Origin of the sequence: Ruminococcus sp. (assembly GCF_045129435.1) — a bacterium.
Classification (GTDB): domain Bacteria; phylum Bacillota; class Clostridia; order Oscillospirales; family Acutalibacteraceae; genus Ruminococcoides.
In genome coordinates, this window is the sequence record NZ_JBGVJL010000197.1 from 74241 (window position 1) to 96442 (window position 22202).

Consider the following 22202-nt stretch of genomic DNA (forward strand, 5'->3'; position numbering starts at 1 on the left):
TTGGGCTTTTTCCATACAACGGACAAATTGTCCGCAAAAAATTTTTAAGGAGGGGTTTTCTTATGAGAAAATCAATTAGAAAATCATTCACAGGCAAACTGCTCGCAGTAGTAATGATGTTGACATTACTCTTTGCGGCGATCCCAACAGCAAGTGCGGCTACTGCACTTAAGACAAATCAAAAGGTAAATATCAGTGTGAAATGCACTAAACCGGGCTATACTTTTGAACTTTTCAGAGTTGCGGACCTCAAGAGCACAACAGCTACTCCGTTCAAAACAGAGTACACATCGCTTATTTCTTCTGTAAGTGCTGAAATTCTTGCAGGCGATTCAAAGGCTGCTCTTGACGCACTCGATAATGCTGATTTAAGCACAGCAGTATCACAGGGTACATTTACTTCATCGGCAACAAACACAACACAGAGCTTTTCAAGCCTTGCACAGGGTATTTATTATATCAAGTGTGTTAAGTACCCTGCCGGTGTTACAAGTATCACAAACTCTGTTCTTGCTCTCCCGTATTACAATAACGGTGAGTGGGTATATAGCTACGCTGAAATCAATCTTGCAAGCAAGGTAGCTGACAGCACACCGTCAACAGAAAAGTCAATTACCAACAGCACAAAGAACAATACTAACTATACAGATGTAAGCCTTGGCGACACTGTAAACTTTAAACTTAAGAATACAGTAGCAGGCTCAAATGACATTAAGCTCACAACATATGCTGTATATGATGATATGAGTGCAGGTCTTACACTTAACAAAAATTCATTCAAGGTTACACTTGTTGACGCTAAAGGTGCTAAAGTAGCCGACCTCACCAAAGGCACAGATTACAAGGTAAATGTAACAAGCGAGGGTGAGGGCAAAAACACAAAGTTTAATGTCGCTCTTACTTCCGAGTATCTTGCAAAGTCAGATTTTTATACAAGCAACGCAAAATTTGTTATTGTAACATATTCTACAACAGTCAACAAATACGCTGTAGTCGGTACAGCAGGCAACCCGAATGAAGATGTAAAACTTGAATACGGTAACGATTCAGGTGTTGACAGTGTTCCGGGCAATAAGGTATATGTTTACACTTATCGCATTGGCGTAAACAAGCTCGATGAAGCAGGCAATCCGCTTGCAGGCGCAACCTTTGAACTTTACAAGACAAAGGCTGACGCTGAATCACAGAAAAACGCTATTGCAACAGGTACATCAGACAGCAACGGCACAGTTAAGTTTATGAACTCCGCTAACGAAGAAATGAAAGTACAGAGCGGAACATATTACATTGTAGAAACTGTTGCTCCTGCCGGTTACAATGTTTACGGCAAGGTAATTGAAGTTGAAATCCCTGTTCAGTATAATTCGGTATTCACTAAAAACACTTGGGTAAAGAATGCACCGACAAACGGCGCAGTTGAAATTACCGTAACTGATACAATCGTATTCTTCCCTAAGACAGGCGGATATGTAGGCTTCATCAGAATGGCTGGTGTGGCTTGTGTAGGCATTTCTCTTGCATTGGTACTTGCATACCTCATCAAGAAGAAATCGGCTAAGACAGCTAAATAATTAAACTATAACAAAAGGGCTGCCGATTTATCGGTGGCCCTTGCTCACAAAAAATTATGAAAACTAAAATATTTTTTATATCCCTCTGCGTTCTTGCTGCGGTCGGAATAGGCTTTATAGTATATCCCAACATTGCCGATTACATCAACAGTAAAAGCAATGAAACAGTTATAAAAAACTACAGTGAAAGCACTCAAACAATGTCTGATGATGAAATCGACAACGAGCTTGCTAAGGCTCAAAATTTTAACGAATTGCTTGCAAAGAGTGCATTAAACGATGAAGAAAAAGACGAATACAATGCAGCAATGTCAGAGTATGAGAACATTCTCAACTATGACGATATAATGTGTACTATCGAAATTCCGAAGATAAATGTTGACTTACCGGTGTATCACGACAGCACCAACAGAGAAGAAAAACTCAAAAACGGCTGTGTACATTTGGCAAACACTTCCTTGCCCATTGGCGGTGCAAGCACACACGCTGTTATATCCGCTCACTCCGGTTATCCTGAACAGGTGTTCTTTGATGAGTTGGACAAACTGCAAATCGGAGATACCTTTAAAATAAATGTACTGAATAAAACACTCACATACAAGGTGTGTGAGATTAATATAGTTGACCCTGACGATTCAAGTAAACTTGAAATTGAGAACGGCAAAGACTATGTGACATTGGTCACTTGCTATCCGTACTCAATTAATACGCACAGATTGTGTGTGCGTGGCGAAAGGGTTGAAGATACGATTACTGATACTGCAACAGCTGATGAGGTGATTAGCAATGATAATCATAATGATTTAACGCTTGTGTTTATCATTTTAGGTATTAGCTTGTTAGTTGTTTTAATTATTTGTATTAAGAGAACAGTTTGTAAAAGGAGGTAAGAATGTGATTGAAAATATGATAGGTAAAAAAGTTTTCTTGACTGATGATTGTGGTGACGGAGAAATGCTAATGTGCAGTGATACCGTTACCGCAATTCTTATAGAAGAAAACAGTATGAGCGTAAGGTGCAAAACATCAGGCGATGAATTTTGGACTGTTGGTAAAAATGTTTTTTTCAGCGAAAGTGAAGCTAAACAAGCATTTGAGGAGTATATATGATTATTTACGGTGATATAACAAAGCTCGATGATATAGAAGCTATTGTGAATGCTTCTAACGGTATTGGCTATATGGGTGGAAGAGTGTGCGTTAAGGAATTACATAAAGGTGTAGCCGAAAGTATACAGTATGTTACAAAAGGAGCAGTTGAGAAACTTGCTAAAAAAGAATGTAAAGCTCATCATATATTCGGCTATGCTCCCGGAGAGGTATTTGTTACAGATGCTCCAAATATGGAATATAAAAAAATTATTCACGCTGTAACAATGCGATTTCCGGGTGGTAAAGCGAAATTTGAAACAATAGAAAAACTTATACCTAAAATAAAATTGACAGCCGAAAAATTAAATCTTCGCTCTGTAGCAGTGCCTTTGCTTGGTACAGGTACAGGAAAACTTAATCGCAAAGCGGTTAAAGAACTACTGATAAATAATCTTGTAAGCAGCAAAGTGATTTTTTATATTGTATTACCTTATTGATTTATGATGTATAATATTTTTTACTGACGATTAAGTTAGAGAAAAGAAAGAGGAACGGAAAATGAATAAGCTATTCAAGAAATTGCTGATTACAGCAACAGCAATATTGTCGGTCATCTGTTACAGCACCACCGCAGCCTTTGCTGCCGGCTTTGATGTGAATAACGATGATAGCGTTAGTGTAAACGATGTTACATATCTGCAAAATGCTTTATCTAATTTTGCAGAAGATACAAAACTTGATTTGAACAACGACGGCAGAATTGATGTAAACGATGTATCGTTTTTACAAATTGAAATCAGCAATCAGAGCGTAGAAAATAATACACAGATAAGTATATCAACAAAAGAATATTGCAAAAATGTCGGTGATACTTTTACGATTTCTGTTGATACAAATAATGATGTAAATGAGATCACCTTTACATCATCTGACAGTTCTGTTGCTAAAATTATTTCAACGGAAAAAAGTTTGGCAAAAGTAAAAGTGAATAAAGTTGGCAATGCAACTGTTACTATAAAACAATGTAATAAAATAATTACAACAAAAGTAAAAGTTGAAAAAGCAAAATGTATTGATGTTTCTGAATGGAACGGTGATATTAATTTTAGCAAAGTAAAAAACGCAGGCATAACTTGTGTTATTCTCCGAGCAGGCTATGGCAAAGACCCGAACCAAGAAGATAATAAATTCAATGAGTATTATAGACAGGCTAAAGCCGCAGGACTGAATGTAGGTGCGTATTGGTATAGTTACGCTACATCTGTCGATGCCGCAAAAGCGGAAGTAAGAAATTGTATGAAAACCATTAGGGGCAAAGAGTTTGACTTGCCTGTTTTTCTTGATGTTGAAGAATACAGACAGGCTGTTTTGCCACGCAGAACATTGACTGATATTATTTCAACCTTTTGTGACGGAGTAAAGGGTTATGGATTTGATGTTGGAATGTATAGTGCAAAATCAATGCTTGTTGACAGTGCTTATCCTGATGAGCTTGCAAGCAAATATTTAATTTGGATGGCAGCACCAAATAATTCGTACAATGAGCTTCCGCCATTTGTTGACATTCATCAGTACAGTTGGAAAGGCAAGGTTGATGGAATTTCCGAAAAGGTTGATATGAATTACATATACAATCTAAACTATTAATCAATATAAAGGAGAATAAGAAATGAGAACAACAACTAATGAAAAATTAAAAAAGGTGATTTCAGAAATTGAAAACACAAAAGCTGAAATTGAAAAATCAAAAGAGAAAATTAAAAAGCTCAACGCACAAAAAAAGAAGCTTGAGCTGCAAATTGAAAAAGAAAAGCACAACGAGCTGTGCTCGGTTTTGTCGGACTACGGAATTAAATCCGTAAATGATTTTCAGGACTTTTTGGAAAAGTATACATCGGAAGCAAGTGCTGACGAAAATGCAAATGGAGAAAATTGATTATAAATCAATTTTCGGATTGTACAGAAAAAGTTTCTTTTTCTGTTGGTGAGCGTATGCGATTTAGTTTTTACAAAAATAAAAACTATGGGGTTTCAGGGGTATACACCTGACCAGCGATTTGTGTGTACAAAATTCATTTTGTACACACAAAATCTGTGCTGGCGTAACATCATTTCGTGCCGAAAATGATGTTACAAAACCATCAGGAAAAGAAAAGAAAAATCGGGTGAAATTTGTGGTTTTGGGAGGTCAAAATGAAAAATAATGCAAAAAACTTTCGTATTGATATACGATTATCAGAAGCAGAAAAAGCAGAAATTGCATATCAGGCTGCACTCAACGATATGTCTATTTCTGAGTATGTGCTGAAATGCGTGCAAAGAAAACGAATAGTAGTGTGTGACAATTTCCCCGATTTGCTTTACCAGCTTTCTGCACTTGGCAACAACCTAAATCAGATTGCCGCCGTTGCTAATACGAATAAGTACATATCAGAAAAGCAGATTGAAGCTACAAAAAACATTTTAACTGAATGTTACGAAAAAATGTCGGAATTTGTTTCTTACATTTGTGAGCCAAACGAAAAAACAACAAATAAGCAATTAAGCGATGAGGTTGTAGAAGAAATTAATAATGCTCTCGCTGTCATTAACAGCAGAATAAATCAATATTCTGCAAAGAACGAAAAGAAGGAAATGTAATGGCAGTAGTAAAAACCATTAACAAGGATAAACACAAACAAACCTCAAACCGTATGTATTCAGATGCACAAGCCTTTGGTGCTTTGAATTATATAACACGAAAAGATAAAACAACACCCGAATTAACATATTATAATTTATCAAATTCAAATTTCACAAATTATGAAACGATAAAATTTTTTCAGCAAACGAGAAAAATGTATGACAAGGATAATAAAATTCTTGCTCATCATTTAGTACAATCATTCGATGTAAACGATAAACTTACACCTGAGCTTGCAAACAAAATAGGCAGAGAGTTAATTCATAAATGTTTCCCTGATATGCAGGTTGTAATGACTACTCACCTTGACGGTAAGTGTTTACATAATCACTTTATTATTAATTCAGTATCACCAATCGACGGACACAAATTTCTTGACAATATGAAAACCGTCAGAATGATTAGACGAGTTTCGGATGAGCTGTGCTACAAGTACGGTTTAAATGTAATTGAAAATCCGCAACAAACGTGCAGACTTGATGATGCTACGTTTCGCAAAGCCATTGAGGGAAAAAGTTGGAAATTTAATCTTGTCAATGATATTGATAAAGCACTTGAAGATTGCAAAACAAAAGAAGAGTTTATAAACTTCTTTGAAAGCAACGATTATGAAATTAAATATGGCAACGCACATATTGTGTTTCACAAAAACGGCGAAGCAAAATCGATAAGAGCCGACACACTTGCAAAACAATTCGGCAATAAATATTGCAAAGCCAATATTGATAAAGCATTAGGTTTGCAAATCGAAAAGAAGAAAAAGAAAACCTACAGAAAAGAAAATGCACAAAAAGTTTTAGAGGAAATGGAACAAGAAGCTAAAAGACAATGGGAGCGTTACGAAAAGCGTTACGCTGATAAAGTTAAAGTAACAAATCATAAGTATTTCGAAAACTTACGCTTTTTTAAAAATCCTTTTGTATTTACTCTGAAATTAATAAAGCACATATTTACAAATTCTAAAAAATCAGTTCACAAAAATGTAATCAAGCAAAATTTAAAATATACAGTCAGACAAACTACAGATTATACAAAGATGAAAAAAAGAATATCAAATGTACCGTATAATGAATTAACAGGTACACTTGGTAATACGGCACAAATTAAGTTATACAGCTTCCAGCTTGCTAAACTATTCAATGACGGGATACTGTGTTATGCAAATGTTGATATGACAACAGGTATTGCTATGGTTACGGTTAAAGAACACAATCTTAAAAGAATAGCAAATGTTCTCGGTCTTGAAAATGCTGACTCTATTATTTCACAAGCTGACACCATCAGAAACAAAAAAACATATGCAAGACTTAAAAAGTCAGGCAAAGAACTTGAGTATCTGATGGTAAACAAAAAGCAAATTGAAATTTTAAATTTAAAATGTGTTCAGTTTGCAAAATTTCAAAAATCAGAAGATAAGTTCAATATCGTTTTTCTCGAAAATGATAAAGACAGAATATTGAATTTACTATATCCGAATAAATCAACAGAGCCAACTGCACCAACATTTGTGCAGGTCAACGCTCAGATTAACAGAAGATTGAAAAAACAATCAGAAGAAACAGGAGAAAAACTTTGTTACAAGGTTATAAGCTCAAAGCAATATGACCTTATTAAGAACTCAGATATTGATTTTGCTGTGTTTAAAAAAGAAAACGGAACTTACAATCTTGTTTTTCTTGAGAGCGACAGCAACAATATAAATAATATATTATATCCCGGAAAGAAGGTAACCTTGCAATAATAGTTTTGCGAGCTAATTCAATTTGACATTTAAGAAAAGGAGGACTCTATATGCTACCAAACTTATATAAGTGCGATGGACTTTATTACTTAATCAAAAAAAGTTCAAGTTAGGCTTGACTTTTACGCTTTAAAGTAATAAAATGTTAGGAGAATAATGATGTCAATAGAATATGAAAACAAAGTAAAAAATTATCTTCGTATGCTTGAAAATGAAACAAGATATATTACAGCAACACCCGAAGATTGGCTCAAATTCTTGCATACATCTTGCAATAACTACAAACTTGATTTCAGAGAACTTGTTTTAGTCAATACAACTTTTCCAAATGCAACGGCATTGTTACAGCTTAAAGATTGGAATAGTAAATTTGGCAGGAGAGTAAAAAAGCAAGAAACCGGTATTCCCTCTTTGGATTTTACACAAGGCAAAAGAATAAGGGTGAAATACTATTTCGATATTTCGCAAACCGTTGAAACCGAAAATTCAAAGCCTGTGCCATTATGGAGATACAACAATAAACACGAAAGTAATGTGGTTAAAGCTCTGAACTCAAAATTTAATTTAAAATGTTCCAGTTTTGAAACTGCAATTTCAGGAGCTATCAACAAACTTACTTTAATAAGTCTTGACAGCAATTACAATTATTTGCAAAAAGTTTATAATAATACACCTTTGGTTAAATTCGGAGCTACTGCAAAAAAAATATACGGTGATATGATTGCAAAAAGTGCAATGGCTGTAGTGGTTTCTCGTTGCGGATATGATATTACAAAATTGTTTAATGCAAATGATTTTCAAGATGTAACTGTGTTTGATAGCTCAAAAACAACACTGGCTCTTGGCAGCGCAACATTAAATACCGCAAAAGAAATTTTAAATGTTATATCATATACCATTAACAAAGAAATTGAAAAGGAGAAAAGTTATGAGCGAAACAAGGAAAACAGTCAATGGAATAGATTATATTCTGGGCGAGGACGAGATTTGGTATCCGGACCTTCCACTTCCGGAGTTCGAGTTGAACAATTGGGGAGTAGCAAGGAGAGATTACTTGAAGAACAACGACGAGATGCTATTCGAAGAAATGATGATGACGGGAGAGATTCTTCAGCACCTCGAAACAGTTCAAACTCAGGCTCAGGAGAGGTACGAAACATTGATAGAGCAGAAGAGGAAAGCGTTGGGAGTAACAGAGGAACTCAAGGAGAAAGACTGGCTCAAGTGGGTTCAGTTAGCGAACAGCATTCAGGAGGAAGCTCGTCAGGAAGTTCTCGAAGAAATGATTTACATCTAAATGAAGAAAATTTAACAAGCAATACAGAAGCAGAGGTAATTGATAATTCCTCTGCTTTTTCTATTTCTCAGGAGCAAATCAATAAGATTATTACTGAGGGAAGTGGCGTTGTAAACGGAAAATATAGAATATACGAGCAATTTGCGAAAGACGAAACTTTAAAAGATAATGCTCAATTTTTGAAAAATGAGTATGGGATTGGCGGTAAGTCAAGTGCCGCAACTTATAACCATATTGGTGTCGATTGGGATGGAAAAGGGCTGTTATTAGCTAACAAAAACACCGAAAATAAAATATTACTCAAATGGGAAAAAGTCGCTAAGATTATATCCTATCTCATCAAAACCGACGGATACCTAAATTCAGCTGAAAAACAAGGTTACATTGACTATAAGAAAGCAAAAGAACTACCCGCAGAGAAACAAAAAGAAGCCGAAATCCCTGCTGAGGAGTTAGAACTTGCATATTCTGTAGGGAAAAAGTGTTACATCGGAGCTGATGAGTATAAGATTATCGGTATAACCGATAATGCTGTATCATTGTTTGACAGCCGTTATCCTTTGCTCAGTACAGATATGAGCAAAGAAGAGTTTGAAAAAAAGATTACAGAAAATAGGCAGTTTAATGAACATTTATTTGTTAAAAAATCGCTTGATAAAGATTTATTTTTCAATAATTTAGACAAAGAATCGTTTACATACATTTATTACAATCCTGATGCAGATTCAGGTGGTCAGTTTGTTATTACAGAAATACCTTACGAACAAGTTATTGAAGCATCAAAAAAATACTCTGATAACACATCTGAATTTTTTGACTATATTGTTTCAGTAGGAAGACAAACTGCAGTCGATGTTGACAGTGAATTCTTCCGTGATTCACTCGACAAATACAACAGTAACAGCCACTTCGCCGAAGGTCTGACTGATGATGTAAAAAATCAGCTTACAAATATTGCTTTTATTGCTTTGTCAGGCGATACCAATTTCAAGCAAAAGAATTATTATGACTCTTATTCAGAGATACAATCAGAAAATCCCGATGCGATAATACTGTTCCGTGTGGGTGACTTTTATGAGGTGTTAGGTGATAATGCTCAAGAAGCAGCCGAGGCACTTAATTTAACGCTTATGTCACGAACAATTAACGGAGAAAAGATACCAATGGTCGGATTTCCGTCCTCTTATCTTGAAGATAACGAAAACTTGCTTGTTGAAATCGGTTATAAAATATTGACCGTTGAGCCGGAGGATATAGCGGAAAGAGCAAACTTGCGTAACAAAGCACAGGAAGTTGCAAAGCGAAATAATTTGCCTTTTTCCGATAAATTCAGTATGGGTTTCGAAGATGATTTCGATACGGCAGTTTATGACGGAAGTATGTCAGCTGATGATTATGAAAAATTACAGCAAGCTGACATCGAACCAAAAGCCGACCGTCCGACAATCACTTGCGACTGGAGCGAACATCCTGCGTTTGAAGATGGCAAGACTTATTCGGTAGCAGATTTTGACAGAATTATGAAGTCTGCCGATGATGAATGGGTCAGACTCAGACAGTATGAGCAAGACACATATGGCAATGATATGGACGCAATATATCAAGCCTATGAAGACGGAGAAATTGACAGTGTTCATCAAGGCTATGCAAAGACAAAGTTTATTATCAATATGCCCGACGGAACTCGATACACAGAAAGACAAGACATTGGCGACGGTGACGGCGGTGTTATTGACTTTTTAAGGCAGTATGATAACTATAAAAATCTTGTGCCAATACTTGAACAGGAAAGAGATAACGAACCATCACTCTTAACTCCTGTTTATGGGGAAGAATTTGTAAAAGAAGTGGAAGAGCAATCGGACAATTTGTCCGCTCAGCAAAAGCGAGAAGATGTTATTTTTTCTTCTGATGGTAAAAACTATGTAATCACAGATGATAATTTTGCCGATGGCACAAAAAGTGAGCGTTATGCCAATAATATTAACGCAATAAAAACGCTTAAGGAAATTGAAAGCAGCAACAGACAGGCTACACCAGCAGAACAAGAAATACTTGCAAAGTATGTAGGTTGGGGAGGTCTTGACAGCTACTTCAAAGCTGAAAACAACGCACAACTAAAAGCTCTACTAAACGATGATGAGTATAAAGCTGCATTAGCAAGCACACTTACATCATTCTATACACCTCCTGCAGTTATCCGAGCAGTGTATAATGCACTTAATAACTTAGGATTTAAAACAGGCAATATCCTTGAGCCAAGCTGCGGTGTCGGCAACTTTATGGGGTTATGCCCGACCAATATGTCAGACAGCAAATTCTACGGAGTAGAGCTTGATGATATATCCGGCAGAATTGCAAGTAAGCTGTATCCGCAGGCTAATATTGCGGTGCAAGGCTTTGAAACAACCAATCTTCCCGATAATTTTTTTGACGCTGCAGTCGGTAATGTTCCGTTTGCTCAGCTTAAAGTGCTTGATAAAAAGTACGATAAATATAATTTTCTTATTCACGATTACTTTTTTGCAAAGACATTGGATAAGGTAAGACCGGGCGGCATAATTGCTTTTATTACTTCTAAGGGTACAATGGACAAAAAGTCCTCTAAAGTAAGAAAATACATAGCACAGAGAGCGGAACTTCTCGGAGCAATCAGACTTCCAAATGATACTTTTTCAAAGACCGCCGGAACGGAGGTTACTTCCGATATTCTGATACTGAAAAAGCGTGAGAGAATGATTGACATTGAGCCTGATTGGGTACATCTTGGCACAGATGATAACGGTATTACAATTAACAGCTACTTTGTCGAACACCCGGAAATGATACTCGGCGAAATGCAAGAAGTTTCAGGACCGTTCGGAGCAAAAGCAGAGTGCATTGCTTATGAAAATGCAAATCTTGAGGACTTGCTGAATGAAGCTGTATCTAATATTGACGGAGAGTATAAAGCACAGGCAATCGAAAAGCTCTTTGAAGATACGGAGGATGATGAGGACGCAGACTTAATTCCTGCTACTCCTGATGTTAAAAATTTCTCTTATACAGTTGTTGACGGTGATATATATTATCGCCAAAACAGCGTTATGGAGAAACAGAAGCCTAATAAAACCGCTGAAAAAAGAATAAAGGCTCTTGTTAAAGTAAGAGAGGCTCTTCGAGAAGTTCTTAATAATCAACTTGAGGATATGCCTGATGAGATTATTGCAAACTCTCAGCGAAAGCTCAATGTTATCTATGATAGGTTCGTCAATGAGTATGGTTATATTAATTCAAAAGCAAATATGAAGGCTTTCGAAAAAGATAACTCAATCAATTTGCTTGCATCACTTGAAAAATTTGACAGTGAAAAGAATTATAAAGGCAAATCGGATATTTTCAGCAAGCGAACAATCAAGCCGCATAAGGCTGTTGATAAGGTTGATACAGCATCTGACGCACTTGCGGTATCCATTTCAGAAAAAGCAAAGATTGACTTGGAATATATGAGCAAGCTATATGGCAAATCTGTTGATGATATTATTGATGAGCTTGAGGGAGTAATATTTAATGTACCCGGAACGGATATTTATCAAACTGCTGATGAGTATCTGTCAGGCAATGTAAGAGAAAAACTCAGAACAGCTTTATCATATAGTTACGATAAGCCGGAGCAATATGACTGCAATATAACCGCACTTAAAGCTGTTCAGCCTGTTGACTTAACTGCAACTGAGATTGATGTTCGCTTAGGTGCAACTTGGTTGCCCGTTGATGTGGTAAGGGACTTTATGTATGAAACTTTTGGAACTTCTCAATACATAAGGAACTCGATAGATGTTTCGTATTCTGAATATAATTCCGAGTGGAGAATATCACATAAGAGCTTCGATAAATCTGTAAATGCAGTCAGCACATATGGTACTAAGAGAATCAATGCTTACAAAATACTTGAAGATACACTCAATTTAAGAGATGTAAAAATATTTGATAATGTTTTTGAGGACGGCAAGGAAAAAAGAATACTGAACAAGGAGGAAACAGCCATTGCTCAGAGTAAGCAGGAGCTTATAAAGAGTCGCTTTGCAAGTTGGATTTTTTCAGACAGAGATAGACGAGAAAGACTTTGCCGTCTTTACAACGAAAAATTTAACTCTGTTCGTCCTCGTGAGTATGACGGCAGTCACCTCATTTTTGATGGAATGAACAGTGAAATACAGTTAAGAGAACATCAGAGAAACGCAGTAGCTCACGCAATATACGGCGGAAATACCTTGCTCGCACATACCGTCGGAGCCGGAAAGACCTTTGAAATGGTCGCTATCGCAATGGAAAGTAAGCGTTTAGGTTTATGCAATAAGTCGCTGTTTGTTGTACCAAATCATATTACGGAGCAAATGGGTATTGAATTTATGCAGCTCTATCCTGCCGCTAATATCTTGGTTGCGACAAAGAAAGACTTTGAAACAGCGAACAGAAAAAAATTTTGCAGCCGTATAGCAACGGGAGATTACGATGCAGTAATCATAGGTCATTCGCAATTTGAAAAGATACCGATGAGCATTGAAAGACAGCGTCAGATTATCGAAATGCAGATTGATGATGTTATTGAAAGCATTGCGTTTGCACAAGACAACAACGCTGAAAACTTTACAATAAAACAGCTCGAAAAAACAAAAAAGAATTTGGAAAACAAATTACAAAAGCTCAACGACCAATCAAGGAAAGATGATGTTGTTACCTTTGAGGAGCTTGGTGTAGACAGATTGTTCGTTGACGAAGCACACTATTACAAAAACTTGTTCCTTTACACTAAAATGCGAAATGTAGCAGGTGTAGGTCAGACCGAAGCACAGAAGTCAAGCGACCTCTTTATGAAGTGCCGTTATCTTGATGAGATTACAGACGGCAAGGGTGTTGTATTTGCAACAGGTACACCTATAAGCAATTCAATGACAGAGTTATACACAATGCAGAGGTATTTGCAGTACAACAAGCTACTTGAGTTGAAACTTAATAATTTTGATGCTTGGGCTTCTACCTTTGGCGAAACAGTAACAGCACTCGAACTCTCCCCGGAAGGTAATGGGTACAGAGCAAAGACAAGATTTGCTAAATTCTTTAATTTGCCGGAGTTGATGAGTACATTTAGGGAAATTGCTGACATTAAAACCGCTGATGTTTTAGATTTAGATGTTCCTGAAGTAGAACGACATAATGTTCTTACCAAACCATCAGAGCAACAAAAAGATATTCTCGCCGGACTTGCAGAAAGAGCGGAAAATGTTCGTGGTGGTGCTGTTGACCCTTCGAAAGATAATATGCTCAAGATTACTAATGACGGCAGAAAACTTGCACTTGACCAGCGACTTATCAATCCTATGCTGCCTGATTTTGAGGGAAGTAAATTGAACGCTTGTGCGGATAATATTTTTTCTCTGTGGGATAAAACAAAAGAAGATAGACTTGCACAGATGGTTTTCTGTGACATATCTACTCCCAACGGTGCGGGAAAATTTAATGTATATGATGATTTAAAAGAAAAACTCATAGCAAAAGGTATTCCCGAAAACGAAATTGCATTTATTCACGATGCTAAGACTAATCAGCAGAAGCAGGATATTTTCAGTCAAGTAAGAAGTGGCAAAATAAGAGTTATTATCGGCTCTACCAGTAAAATGGGAGCGGGTACTAACTGTCAGGATAAACTTATAGCCTTACATCACCTTGATTGCCCTTGGCGTCCTGCGGATTTACAGCAGCGTGAAGGCAGAATTATAAGACAGGGCAATAAAAATTCTTTGGTACATATCTATAGCTATGTAACTGAAAATACTTTTGATGCGTATTTGTATCAGCTTGTTGAAAACAAGCAAAAGTTTATAAGTCAGATAATGACGAGTAAATCACCTGTTCGTTCTGCAGAAGATGTTGATGAGCAGGCTCTCTCCTACTCTGAAATCAAGGCTCTTGCAAGTGGTAATCCGCTGATTAAAGAGAAGATGGATTTAGATGTTCAGGTGTCAAAGCTAAAAATATTAAAGGCTAATTTCTTATCTGTAAAGTATGAGCTTGAAGACCAAATTGCAAGCACTTTTCCGCAGAAAATCAGCAGTGCAAAATATAATGTTGAAAAAATCAAAAGTGATATTGAGCTTGCAAAAAGTCATATCAATGACGATTTTGCACTTAAAATTAAAGGCATTACTTATAATGACAAAAAAGAAGCAGGACAACAACTGCTTCTTGCTTGTGATAAAAGCATTGGCTCTGATAAAGTCAGAATTGGTGAATATAAAGGCTTTATTCTCGACCTAAGATTTGACTCTTACCATAGTAATAAATATATTTTAACGCTTAATGGCTCTGCTCATTATGATGTTGAATTAGGTCAGGATATTTTCGGCAATTTGACGAGAATTGATAATGTACTTAAGTCCTTGCCCAGTGAGCTTGAAAAAGCAAAAAATGAACTTTCAAAGGTTGAGAGCGACTGTGATTCAGCAAAAGAAGCTGTCAATACCACTTTTGACAAAGAAGAAGAGCTTAATACGAAACTTGCTCGACTTAAAGAACTTAACGCTATTCTTGAAATGGACAATTCGTCCAATAAAGCAAATAAGAAACAAGATATAGTAGAGAGTAGTGATGATGAGTATCACTATGCCAAGGTCAACGAAAAGCAAAAAGACATTCTTTTTTCTGAGGGTTACAAAGATTTTGCACCCTCGGATGACGGAGGAAAATTTATCGTCAAATATCCTGCTGCTGACAAAGTCAAAGTGCAACAGTTACTCAACAATAATGCTATTAAATTATAATGAAAGGTCGGTAAATATGAATACAATAGTAAAAAATGAGGTAATGTTACCGGAGTTTGTAAGTCAGCTTATCAGAATTGCTAAATCTGAGGGTATGAACAATGACAGTAACGACATAGAGAAGTTTGGCAAATATGTTGCAGAACTTCAGACTCAAATTATTGCTTTAGAAAAGCAAATTGAAGCTATGAATAAAAGTCTTGAAAACCTGCAAGACGAAAAGATTAAAGATGCTCAGGAAACAATGATTAATGAGAGCAAAAATAAAGTTTCAAATTTAAAATTATATGGAAAAAAATGCAGCAGCACATTGAAATCACTTCTTATGACATTCAGATTGAAAGGTAGTAATGCCTTCAAAACAGCTTTGAAGGCAACAAAATTTGATTTGCTTGTAAAAGAAGGTGCAAAACTCTATCATTCAGCTTCGGAAACATTCAAAACAAGTGCGGAACGAACTAAGTTGCTTTCTAAAGAATTGGGCGGAGTAAGACATTCCGCCGCAAATGTGGTAGCAGTGCTTGCCGGCAAAGATATAACCGAAGCTCCAAAGCACCTTGATAATGATAAAGGCTTGCTTCATCTCATTGAAAAAGGTTTTACAGGATTATCGCAGAAATGTGATAAACTTGGCTCTCGTGCGGACAATTTGTCTGATGAAATCGGTTACAGGTATATGAAAATTTCAGCAGAACAAAAGGATATTCTTTCTTCTGAGGGATACAAAGAGTTTTCGCAGTCTGATGATGGAAATTATATTATTAAGTATCCAGCAGAAGAAAAAAACAATATTATTAAAATTGTAAATAATCAGAATAATACAATGAAAAATGTGAGGTAATTGATATGACAAACAAAAAAGTAATTTATCAGGATATACCGATTGAAAATGCTCGTAAATCTGTTGGAACAATTGAAAACCTCCGCAACCGAGATACTGACGGTGACGGAAGATGCGATTTTGTTGATAATAATTACAATAAACCTTCTGATGTTTACTTGAAACTTAGCGAAGAAGAGTATCAACGCTTGTTGCAAACAAAGCGTGACGAATATATCAGCAATACACGCAAGTCCGGTGATCACTACATAGTTAAATGTAGTGAAGCTAACAAAGATGAAGTCGTAAGGTTAATCAGAACTGTAAAACATTCAATGCCAATGACATAAGAGGTGAACATAATGAGTGATAACTTTACCGTTCAGCCACCGAATACGCTGTCGCAAGTTATAATAACTCCTCTTCAGCAACCACGAAGAGGAACGGTTGCTCTTGCTAATGTGACTGTTGATGATACTATCACTATTAACAGCATTGCTCTCAAAGAAAGCAAATATGGTGGTCTGTATGTAAAAATGCCTGCAAAGCTAACTACAGACGGTACATACATTGACGTTGCACATCCGTTTAACAGCAAGGTCAGGCAGACGCTTAATGATAAGCTGATTGATATGTACGAAACAGGTCAATTTACTTATATTGACAATGCTACAAGCAACAAGAAATATTCACCGCAAGTAAGAATTGTAAATTGCTCTAAATATAGTGAGGGAAATACCTTTCTTGCTCGTGCGGATTTAGTAGTATCTTCTTTTGTGGTGCATAATGTAAAACTTAGGCATACAGACAATGGTAATTTAACAATCAGTATGCCGGCTTACTTATCTACTACCGGTGAATACCGCTCAATTGTAGTGCCAAAGAGCAAAAATTCTTATCAGTTGCTTAATAAGGCATACATCAATGAGTACAACACTGAGTATATGTACAAAAGAGCAACTGATGATAATATTAAGCGGTTAAAAAAAGCCGGTGTAGAGTTTCAGCTTGCAAAGTCAGCAACTGACAATCTCATTAAATTTAAAGCTACTGATGCCAATAAGGTAATGTCAGTTATAAATCAGGCAACAGTTTCAGCACCAAAAATCATAGGATAAATTTTTAAAGAGGGAGTATTGATTGCTCCCTCTTTTGTTGTTTAAGGAGATGGTCATATTGTCACAACCAAGTCAAAATATCTTGCGTAATCGTAAGAAAAGCAAAAAACCTATGATTATTATGCTAAGCATTATGTTTGTTATCTTTTTTCTGTTGGTGTCATTAGGTATTTATTCGGTTCTTAATTACGCTTATACGAATCATATCACTGTTCAAGATATGAAGGCTTTTCAGTTGCTGACAGCTATCAGCAATATGTTTTCATTTGATTTCTCTTTGCCGTTTGGAATTGAGATAATTAAGCAAATTTTAAAGATACATCTTTCGCTATGGTGGGTCTATCTTATAGCTGCTGCATTAATATGGGTAATGCTTTTATCAGCAGACAGAAATGATTTCAAGGGAATGGAACACGGTTCTGCCAAATGGGCTGATGATGAGATGATAGAAGAATTTTCAAATCCTGAAAAAGCAATTCCTGTTGCAAAAGATTTTTATGTGCCAATCGACGGTTCAAAAACTGCCAATCTCAATGAGCTTATGATTGGTGGTTCAGGTGCAGGTAAGACGTTCAGAGGTATTAAGCCGCATATAATGCAAATACTCGGTAGCTATGTAGTTACCGACCCAAAGGGCGAGTTGTATCGTGACTTATCCCGTATGCTTATTGCAAATGGCTACAAGGTCAGAGTGCTAAATCTCAAAGACTTGCATTACAGTAATTCTTACAATCCTTTTGTGTATCTTAAATCAGAACAAGATGTTTTTTCATTGTCTGACCTGTTTATGAAAAATACAAAAGGTGAGGGCGAAAAAGATGATTTCTGGAGCGGTGACGCTCAAAAAATTCTTTCAATGCTTATGCTTTACCTTTTTAAAGACGATACAGAAATAAAATCGTTCGGCAGAGTTGTTCGTTTAGTAAATAGTGTAGCGTATTCCAATAATCAGATTGATATGTCTTGTGAACTTGCAAGATGTATGAACAAGCACGCTGCTAAAAATCCGAATGACTTTGGCACAATCAGTTGGACAGGCTTTCAAGGCTTGCCACAGGAAACAATGGCTTCGGTTCTTGAAGTATTATCTAACAGACTCACGCTGTTTGCTACTACCGATTTGGACGCAATCACATCAACTGATGAGATGGACTTTGATATGGTTGGTGTCGAAAAAACTGTAATATTTCTTATTTTACCCGCAGCAAGAAACACATACAAGGCAATCTCAAATATCTTCTATACTCAGCTGTTTGAGCGACTTATGTATATAGCTGATACGAAGTACAACGGCTGTTTACCATTGCTTGTAAGCTGTGAAATGGACGAGTTTGCGAACATAGGTGAAGTACCTTCCTTCAATGAAATTCTTTCTGTTGTAAGAAGCTACAACATAAGAATATGTATTGTGTTGCAAGGTCTTGCACAGCTTAAGGCTATCTACGAAAAAACATACGAAGCTATCATCGGTAACTGTGATATTTTCACTTTGCTTGGCTCAAAGGATAAGGATACACTCGAATATGTATCCGCTAAGCTCGATAAAATTACTGTTCGTGGTGATAGCAGAAGTTTTAACAGAGGAATGTCAAATGGTGGAGGTGGTCAGGATACCGAAGCGTATATTGAAAGACCTCTGCTCTATCCTAACGAAATCAAAAAGGCAATTAAGCCTAAAGGCAAGACTCGAAAATATGGCGGAAGCTGCATAGTTTTCGTTGGATATGAAGACCCTGTTTATTTGCCAAAATTCGATACTCCCTCTCACCCACGCTTTGCCGAGTGTGGCTCGAAATACCAAGAGTATGTGCATAATTGTACAGATGTTTCTGTTGTGTATATGCCGATATGGAAGCGACGATTAATTGAATATCATAAAATGTATGATAAGCATAATACACAATCTAAAGAAGAAATAAAAGCATATGAAGAAGAAGTCGAAATACAGAAAGAGCAGGAGCAAGCAGAGCTTGAAGCTGAATTTGAACGTAATAATGTTCAGATTGAACTTCCTGCGAATGAAGAACCGTCAGAAGAAGAATATGAGGAATACTGCGAAAGTGTTGACAACGGAGAGTTACCTCCTGTGCAGGATTTTTCAGATGAGCCTTATGAGGACGATTTTATGTTTGACATAAGTCCTGTAGTTGAAAAAATAAAGGAGATGCAACAAGTAAATGAATAGTGTTGAAGATACTGCTCAGACAATGTTTGCTACACAAACTGTTAAAGGCATAGTGCAACAAGCAACATCAATCATTATTAATAAAACGATTTACGGCAACAACGGAAAAAATCATAATGTTGTAACCGAAACAGCACAACAATCCGTGCAACAGAAAAGCAATAATGTAAATGAATTGTCAAGCAATATTAAGCTAACAGGGCAATTCACTGATATTGCTTATGCTGACACAGACAAAATCACTGAAAAAGCTATATCTGAACTGTGTAAGGATGACGAAAAGCTCTTAAATAATGTAATGGATACATACAACAACGCTGTTAAAGACGGCTTGCTCAAGCGTGAGTGGTCGAAAGCCGAGAGTGATGTAATCTATACTCTTACCGACAAAGGCAAAGAGCTGGTCAATTCAGAGAATTTTAAAAAGCAGCTCGAAAAAAACATCAAGAATACATTGTACAACGAAAACTTTAAAAATACAGCCGTGGTAGAATTTACCGGAACTAAAGATGATGTAAATGTATTTAGGTATGTAGATACACTCAATATCAAATCCTTTGATAATAACCCCGTTATGAAAAAAATGTTTGATATGCTTAAAAAGTATGAGTTTATTAGCGTAGATGAGAACGGCAATGCAAAGCCGACTGATAAACTTAATACCTATTTTGCCCAGCAGGACAGAAAAGGTATTAAGACAAATCTCAAAATTACAAAAGTTACACCTGATAATATGCAGCAAGCGGCAGATAAAATACAAAAAGCGAAACAAGCAGCACAAGCAACAAAAAAGAATGCCGAAGTAGCTACTAAGGCTGCTAAAACAACGGTAAATGCGGCTGCTAAGACGGGAGCGGCAACAGCTACAGCCGGGGTTTCTATTGCTGTTGACATTAGTAAAAAAGGTTTTGAGTTACTAAAAAAATCAAGCAACAGTTTTAGTACACAAAATCACATAAATAAGTCATAAAGGAGAGTTTTAATGCTCTCTTTTTTATTTTATAAAAGCGGACAATTTGTCCGCTTAATTTTTTAGAAAGGGGTTTTCAAAAATGAAAATCAATGTTAAGAAAGTAAAGAAAAATCTTATCAAAGCATATGCGACTGTAGCTGTTGCTGCTAACACAATTGCACTTAACGCTACAGCTTTTGCTGCTGAAGGAGGTGGTAGTAGTGCTCCGGAAGGTGTTGACACAAGCAATTATGATGCCCTGCTCAACATCATATTCTGGGCAGCAGGCATTCTTATTATTGCTTGCTCTTGTATTCCTGGATTCAAGGCGATGGCTGAAGGTCAGGCTAATGAGGATAAGCGTGGATTTAACTCAGGTCTTACTGCCGTAATTACAGGTGCTGTTTGCGGTGCTGCTTGCGTTGCGGTAAGATACATATTTTTATAATTCGCAAAACAAAAATTGTGGGCTGTATATTTATGTCAGCCCACAATGGAGGTGGTTTTTTGAAACAACTTAATAAAAAAACAAACCGTAAAATAATCGGCATTGTTTTTATTGTTATTACATTATTATCAATATCTTCCGTTTCGGCTTTTGCGGTATCAACTTCCTGGGGACTTGTTCTTGATAGAGTTGATACAAGCTATTTTCATTCGTTTGTAGATAAAAGTGATTGGTCCGAAGTCAGAAAAAGATGTTATAACAATGCTTATGATTTATCGTCTAAGTTCAATGGTTATTTGGTAAATACCAATCCCGAACAGAATATTGTTAATCAACTTAATTATATTCGTGCGAACGGTGACCAAGTATTAGCAGCGAACTATGGCTCGGAATGGAATAATTTATATTCAGAAATAAGCAATTTAATAAATGATGTGGCTCAAATTTGTGGTGGAAGTAGTAATATTCCTGTTGTAAATGGTAAAGAAGTTACAACTGAAGTATATCAAAATATGATTAGTAACATCACGGATAAATACAATGAACTTTATCAATTAACTACTAAAATTTATTCATCTTATACATCAGCAAAATTTACTGCTTCCGATACTGTTGAAATTCTTGGAAAAAACGGATATGAGATATTTACAACTTTGTGGAATGAACTCGGTGTGCTGATTAAAGCAATCGGTACAGGTTCTACATCTACATCATATTTATTCGGTGTTTCCTGGACTTCAGATAATATTAAAGATATAGCTAATACGGTAAGTCCTATTATTAAGGCTTTTGCTTATGGGTTAGCGGCGGTGTTGTTTGGCATAAATGTTTCCCGTTCAGCTTTGCAGTTTGAACTAATGGAAACAAAAGGTCTTTTTAAAATATTTGCAAGAGTCTTGCTTATTAAAGTGTGGATTGATGTATCAATTAACATTTGTATATATGTTTTAGCTATAGTTAATAGCTTAACTGCTCAAGTTATAAATACATTTACATACAGTCAGACTATTTTTGATGCATATAATGCGAGCAGCAATCAATCTGTGGTCGATAACGATGCTTTTGGAGGAATAGGAGCTATTATTAATCTTATTACTTCTTTTTCACACAGTTTGCCTGAACTAATACTTGAAGGTGTTGTTATATTCTGCATACTTAGCGTTGTTATTAAACTTATTGCGAGAGGATTTGAAATAACAGCATTAGTTACTATTTCTCCATTATTCTTTTCTACTTTAATTGGAGAAGAAACAAGACCCTATTTTAAAAAATTTATGGCAGCGTTTTTATCTACTTGTTGTTATTTGCTTTTTGTAGCAGCAGTATATGCTGTCGGCACTGTATGGATAAGTGATAGCCTTACATCTGCTTCAACTGCACAGGGCGTATTATCTTGGTTCGGTAAAAATTTTTCAACAGCTTTAATTCTTATAGCTTGTTGTCATATTGTTAGAAAGCCACCAAAAGTTTTGACAGAATTAGTATCAGTGTAGTG

Annotated in this window: 17 protein-coding genes; all 17 read left to right on the forward strand. The window is 36.3% G+C overall.

Features of this window, described 5'->3' with window-relative positions; translation table 11 throughout:
• The first annotated feature begins 62 nt into the window (after nucleotides 1-62).
• The 17 genes from ACJMMI_RS09855 to ACJMMI_RS09935 all read left to right on the forward strand — a co-directional run bounded on the left by ACJMMI_RS09855 (nucleotide 63) and on the right by ACJMMI_RS09935 (nucleotide 22200).
• On the forward strand, nucleotides 63-1571 hold the full coding sequence (locus ACJMMI_RS09855) for a SpaH/EbpB family LPXTG-anchored major pilin (protein ID WP_405355347.1): 1509 nt from the start codon (nucleotides 63-65) through the stop codon (nucleotides 1569-1571).
• Nucleotides 1572-1627: 56 nt separating this feature from the next.
• Nucleotides 1628-2461: a class C sortase gene (locus tag ACJMMI_RS09860; protein ID WP_405355348.1), complete on the forward strand. Its 834-nt coding sequence runs from the start codon at nucleotides 1628-1630 to the stop codon at nucleotides 2459-2461.
• Nucleotides 2462-2465: 4 nt separating this feature from the next.
• Entirely contained in the window at nucleotides 2466-2681 is a 216-nt protein-coding gene (locus ACJMMI_RS09865; RefSeq protein ID WP_405355349.1) for a hypothetical protein, read from the forward strand.
• Complete coding sequence (locus ACJMMI_RS09870) at nucleotides 2678-3160, forward strand: macro domain-containing protein (protein ID WP_249377321.1); 483 nt, start codon at nucleotides 2678-2680, stop codon at nucleotides 3158-3160. Before ACJMMI_RS09865 ends, ACJMMI_RS09870 begins: the two co-directional genes overlap by 4 nt.
• Before the next feature lie 61 nt (nucleotides 3161-3221).
• Entirely contained in the window at nucleotides 3222-4310 is a 1089-nt protein-coding gene (locus ACJMMI_RS09875; RefSeq protein ID WP_405355350.1) for a GH25 family lysozyme, read from the forward strand.
• A gap of 22 nt (nucleotides 4311-4332) precedes the next feature.
• Entirely contained in the window at nucleotides 4333-4599 is a 267-nt protein-coding gene (locus ACJMMI_RS09880) for a hypothetical protein (RefSeq protein WP_405355351.1), read from the forward strand.
• 257 nt (nucleotides 4600-4856) lie between these two features.
• Nucleotides 4857-5303 (forward strand): plasmid mobilization protein, encoded by a 447-nt coding sequence (locus ACJMMI_RS09885; protein WP_405355352.1) that lies wholly within the window; start codon nucleotides 4857-4859, stop codon nucleotides 5301-5303.
• Entirely contained in the window at nucleotides 5303-7087 is a 1785-nt protein-coding gene (locus tag ACJMMI_RS09890) for a relaxase/mobilization nuclease domain-containing protein (protein ID WP_405355353.1), read from the forward strand. The genes ACJMMI_RS09885 and ACJMMI_RS09890 overlap by 1 nt, the downstream gene beginning before the upstream one ends.
• A 928-nt stretch (nucleotides 7088-8015) precedes the next feature.
• Entirely contained in the window at nucleotides 8016-8384 is a 369-nt protein-coding gene (locus tag ACJMMI_RS09895) for a TnpV protein (protein WP_368075095.1), read from the forward strand.
• 575 nt (nucleotides 8385-8959) lie between these two features.
• The gene (locus tag ACJMMI_RS09900; RefSeq protein ID WP_405355402.1) at nucleotides 8960-15184 is read left to right on the forward strand and encodes an LPD25 domain-containing protein; all 6225 of its coding nucleotides are present in this window, start codon (nucleotides 8960-8962) and stop codon (nucleotides 15182-15184) included.
• 16 nt (nucleotides 15185-15200) lie between these two features.
• Nucleotides 15201-16025, forward strand: coding sequence for a DUF6674 family protein (locus ACJMMI_RS09905; RefSeq protein WP_405355355.1), 825 nt, complete (start codon nucleotides 15201-15203; stop codon nucleotides 16023-16025).
• A 5-nt stretch (nucleotides 16026-16030) separates the two neighbouring features.
• On the forward strand, nucleotides 16031-16354 hold the full coding sequence (locus ACJMMI_RS09910) for a hypothetical protein (RefSeq protein WP_405355358.1): 324 nt from the start codon (nucleotides 16031-16033) through the stop codon (nucleotides 16352-16354).
• A gap of 12 nt (nucleotides 16355-16366) precedes the next feature.
• Nucleotides 16367-17122 carry a septation protein SpoVG family protein gene (locus ACJMMI_RS09915; protein ID WP_405355360.1) on the forward strand — a complete coding sequence of 252 codons (756 nt, stop codon included), beginning with the start codon at nucleotides 16367-16369 and terminating at the stop codon, nucleotides 17120-17122.
• Nucleotides 17123-17180: 58 nt separating this feature from the next.
• Nucleotides 17181-19307: a VirD4-like conjugal transfer protein, CD1115 family gene (locus ACJMMI_RS09920; RefSeq protein ID WP_405355362.1), complete on the forward strand. Its 2127-nt coding sequence runs from the start codon at nucleotides 17181-17183 to the stop codon at nucleotides 19305-19307.
• Nucleotides 19300-20277: a hypothetical protein gene (locus tag ACJMMI_RS09925; protein WP_405355364.1), complete on the forward strand. Its 978-nt coding sequence runs from the start codon at nucleotides 19300-19302 to the stop codon at nucleotides 20275-20277. The genes ACJMMI_RS09920 and ACJMMI_RS09925 overlap by 8 nt, the downstream gene beginning before the upstream one ends.
• 82 nt (nucleotides 20278-20359) lie before the next feature.
• Nucleotides 20360-20707, forward strand: coding sequence for a hypothetical protein (locus tag ACJMMI_RS09930; protein WP_405355367.1), 348 nt, complete (start codon nucleotides 20360-20362; stop codon nucleotides 20705-20707).
• A gap of 59 nt (nucleotides 20708-20766) precedes the next feature.
• Nucleotides 20767-22200 carry a hypothetical protein gene (locus ACJMMI_RS09935; protein ID WP_405355369.1) on the forward strand — a complete coding sequence of 478 codons (1434 nt, stop codon included), beginning with the start codon at nucleotides 20767-20769 and terminating at the stop codon, nucleotides 22198-22200.
• The last annotated feature ends 2 nt before the right edge of the window (nucleotides 22201-22202 follow it).

What these genes read in the sequence shown, in the direction of transcription:
- ACJMMI_RS09880 (WP_405355351.1), top strand. Translation starts at nt 4,333, where the DNA reads ATGAGAACAACAACTAATGAAAAATTAAAAAAGGTGATTTCAGAAATT.
- ACJMMI_RS09925 (WP_405355364.1), top strand. Translation starts at nt 19,300, where the DNA reads ATGAATAGTGTTGAAGATACTGCTCAGACAATGTTTGCTACACAAACT.
- ACJMMI_RS09895 (WP_368075095.1), top strand. Translation starts at nt 8,016, where the DNA reads ATGAGCGAAACAAGGAAAACAGTCAATGGAATAGATTATATTCTGGGC.
- ACJMMI_RS09905 (WP_405355355.1), top strand. Translation starts at nt 15,201, where the DNA reads ATGAATACAATAGTAAAAAATGAGGTAATGTTACCGGAGTTTGTAAGT.
- ACJMMI_RS09915 (WP_405355360.1), top strand. Translation starts at nt 16,367, where the DNA reads ATGAGTGATAACTTTACCGTTCAGCCACCGAATACGCTGTCGCAAGTT.
- ACJMMI_RS09890 (WP_405355353.1), top strand. Translation starts at nt 5,303, where the DNA reads ATGGCAGTAGTAAAAACCATTAACAAGGATAAACACAAACAAACCTCA.
- ACJMMI_RS09875 (WP_405355350.1), top strand. Translation starts at nt 3,222, where the DNA reads ATGAATAAGCTATTCAAGAAATTGCTGATTACAGCAACAGCAATATTG.
- ACJMMI_RS09860 (WP_405355348.1), top strand. Translation starts at nt 1,628, where the DNA reads ATGAAAACTAAAATATTTTTTATATCCCTCTGCGTTCTTGCTGCGGTC.
- ACJMMI_RS09870 (WP_249377321.1), top strand. Translation starts at nt 2,678, where the DNA reads ATGATTATTTACGGTGATATAACAAAGCTCGATGATATAGAAGCTATT.
- ACJMMI_RS09885 (WP_405355352.1), top strand. Translation starts at nt 4,857, where the DNA reads ATGAAAAATAATGCAAAAAACTTTCGTATTGATATACGATTATCAGAA.
- ACJMMI_RS09855 (WP_405355347.1), top strand. Translation starts at nt 63, where the DNA reads ATGAGAAAATCAATTAGAAAATCATTCACAGGCAAACTGCTCGCAGTA.
- ACJMMI_RS09930 (WP_405355367.1), top strand. Translation starts at nt 20,360, where the DNA reads ATGAAAATCAATGTTAAGAAAGTAAAGAAAAATCTTATCAAAGCATAT.
- ACJMMI_RS09910 (WP_405355358.1), top strand. Translation starts at nt 16,031, where the DNA reads ATGACAAACAAAAAAGTAATTTATCAGGATATACCGATTGAAAATGCT.
- ACJMMI_RS09900 (WP_405355402.1), top strand. Translation starts at nt 8,960, where the DNA reads ATGAGCAAAGAAGAGTTTGAAAAAAAGATTACAGAAAATAGGCAGTTT.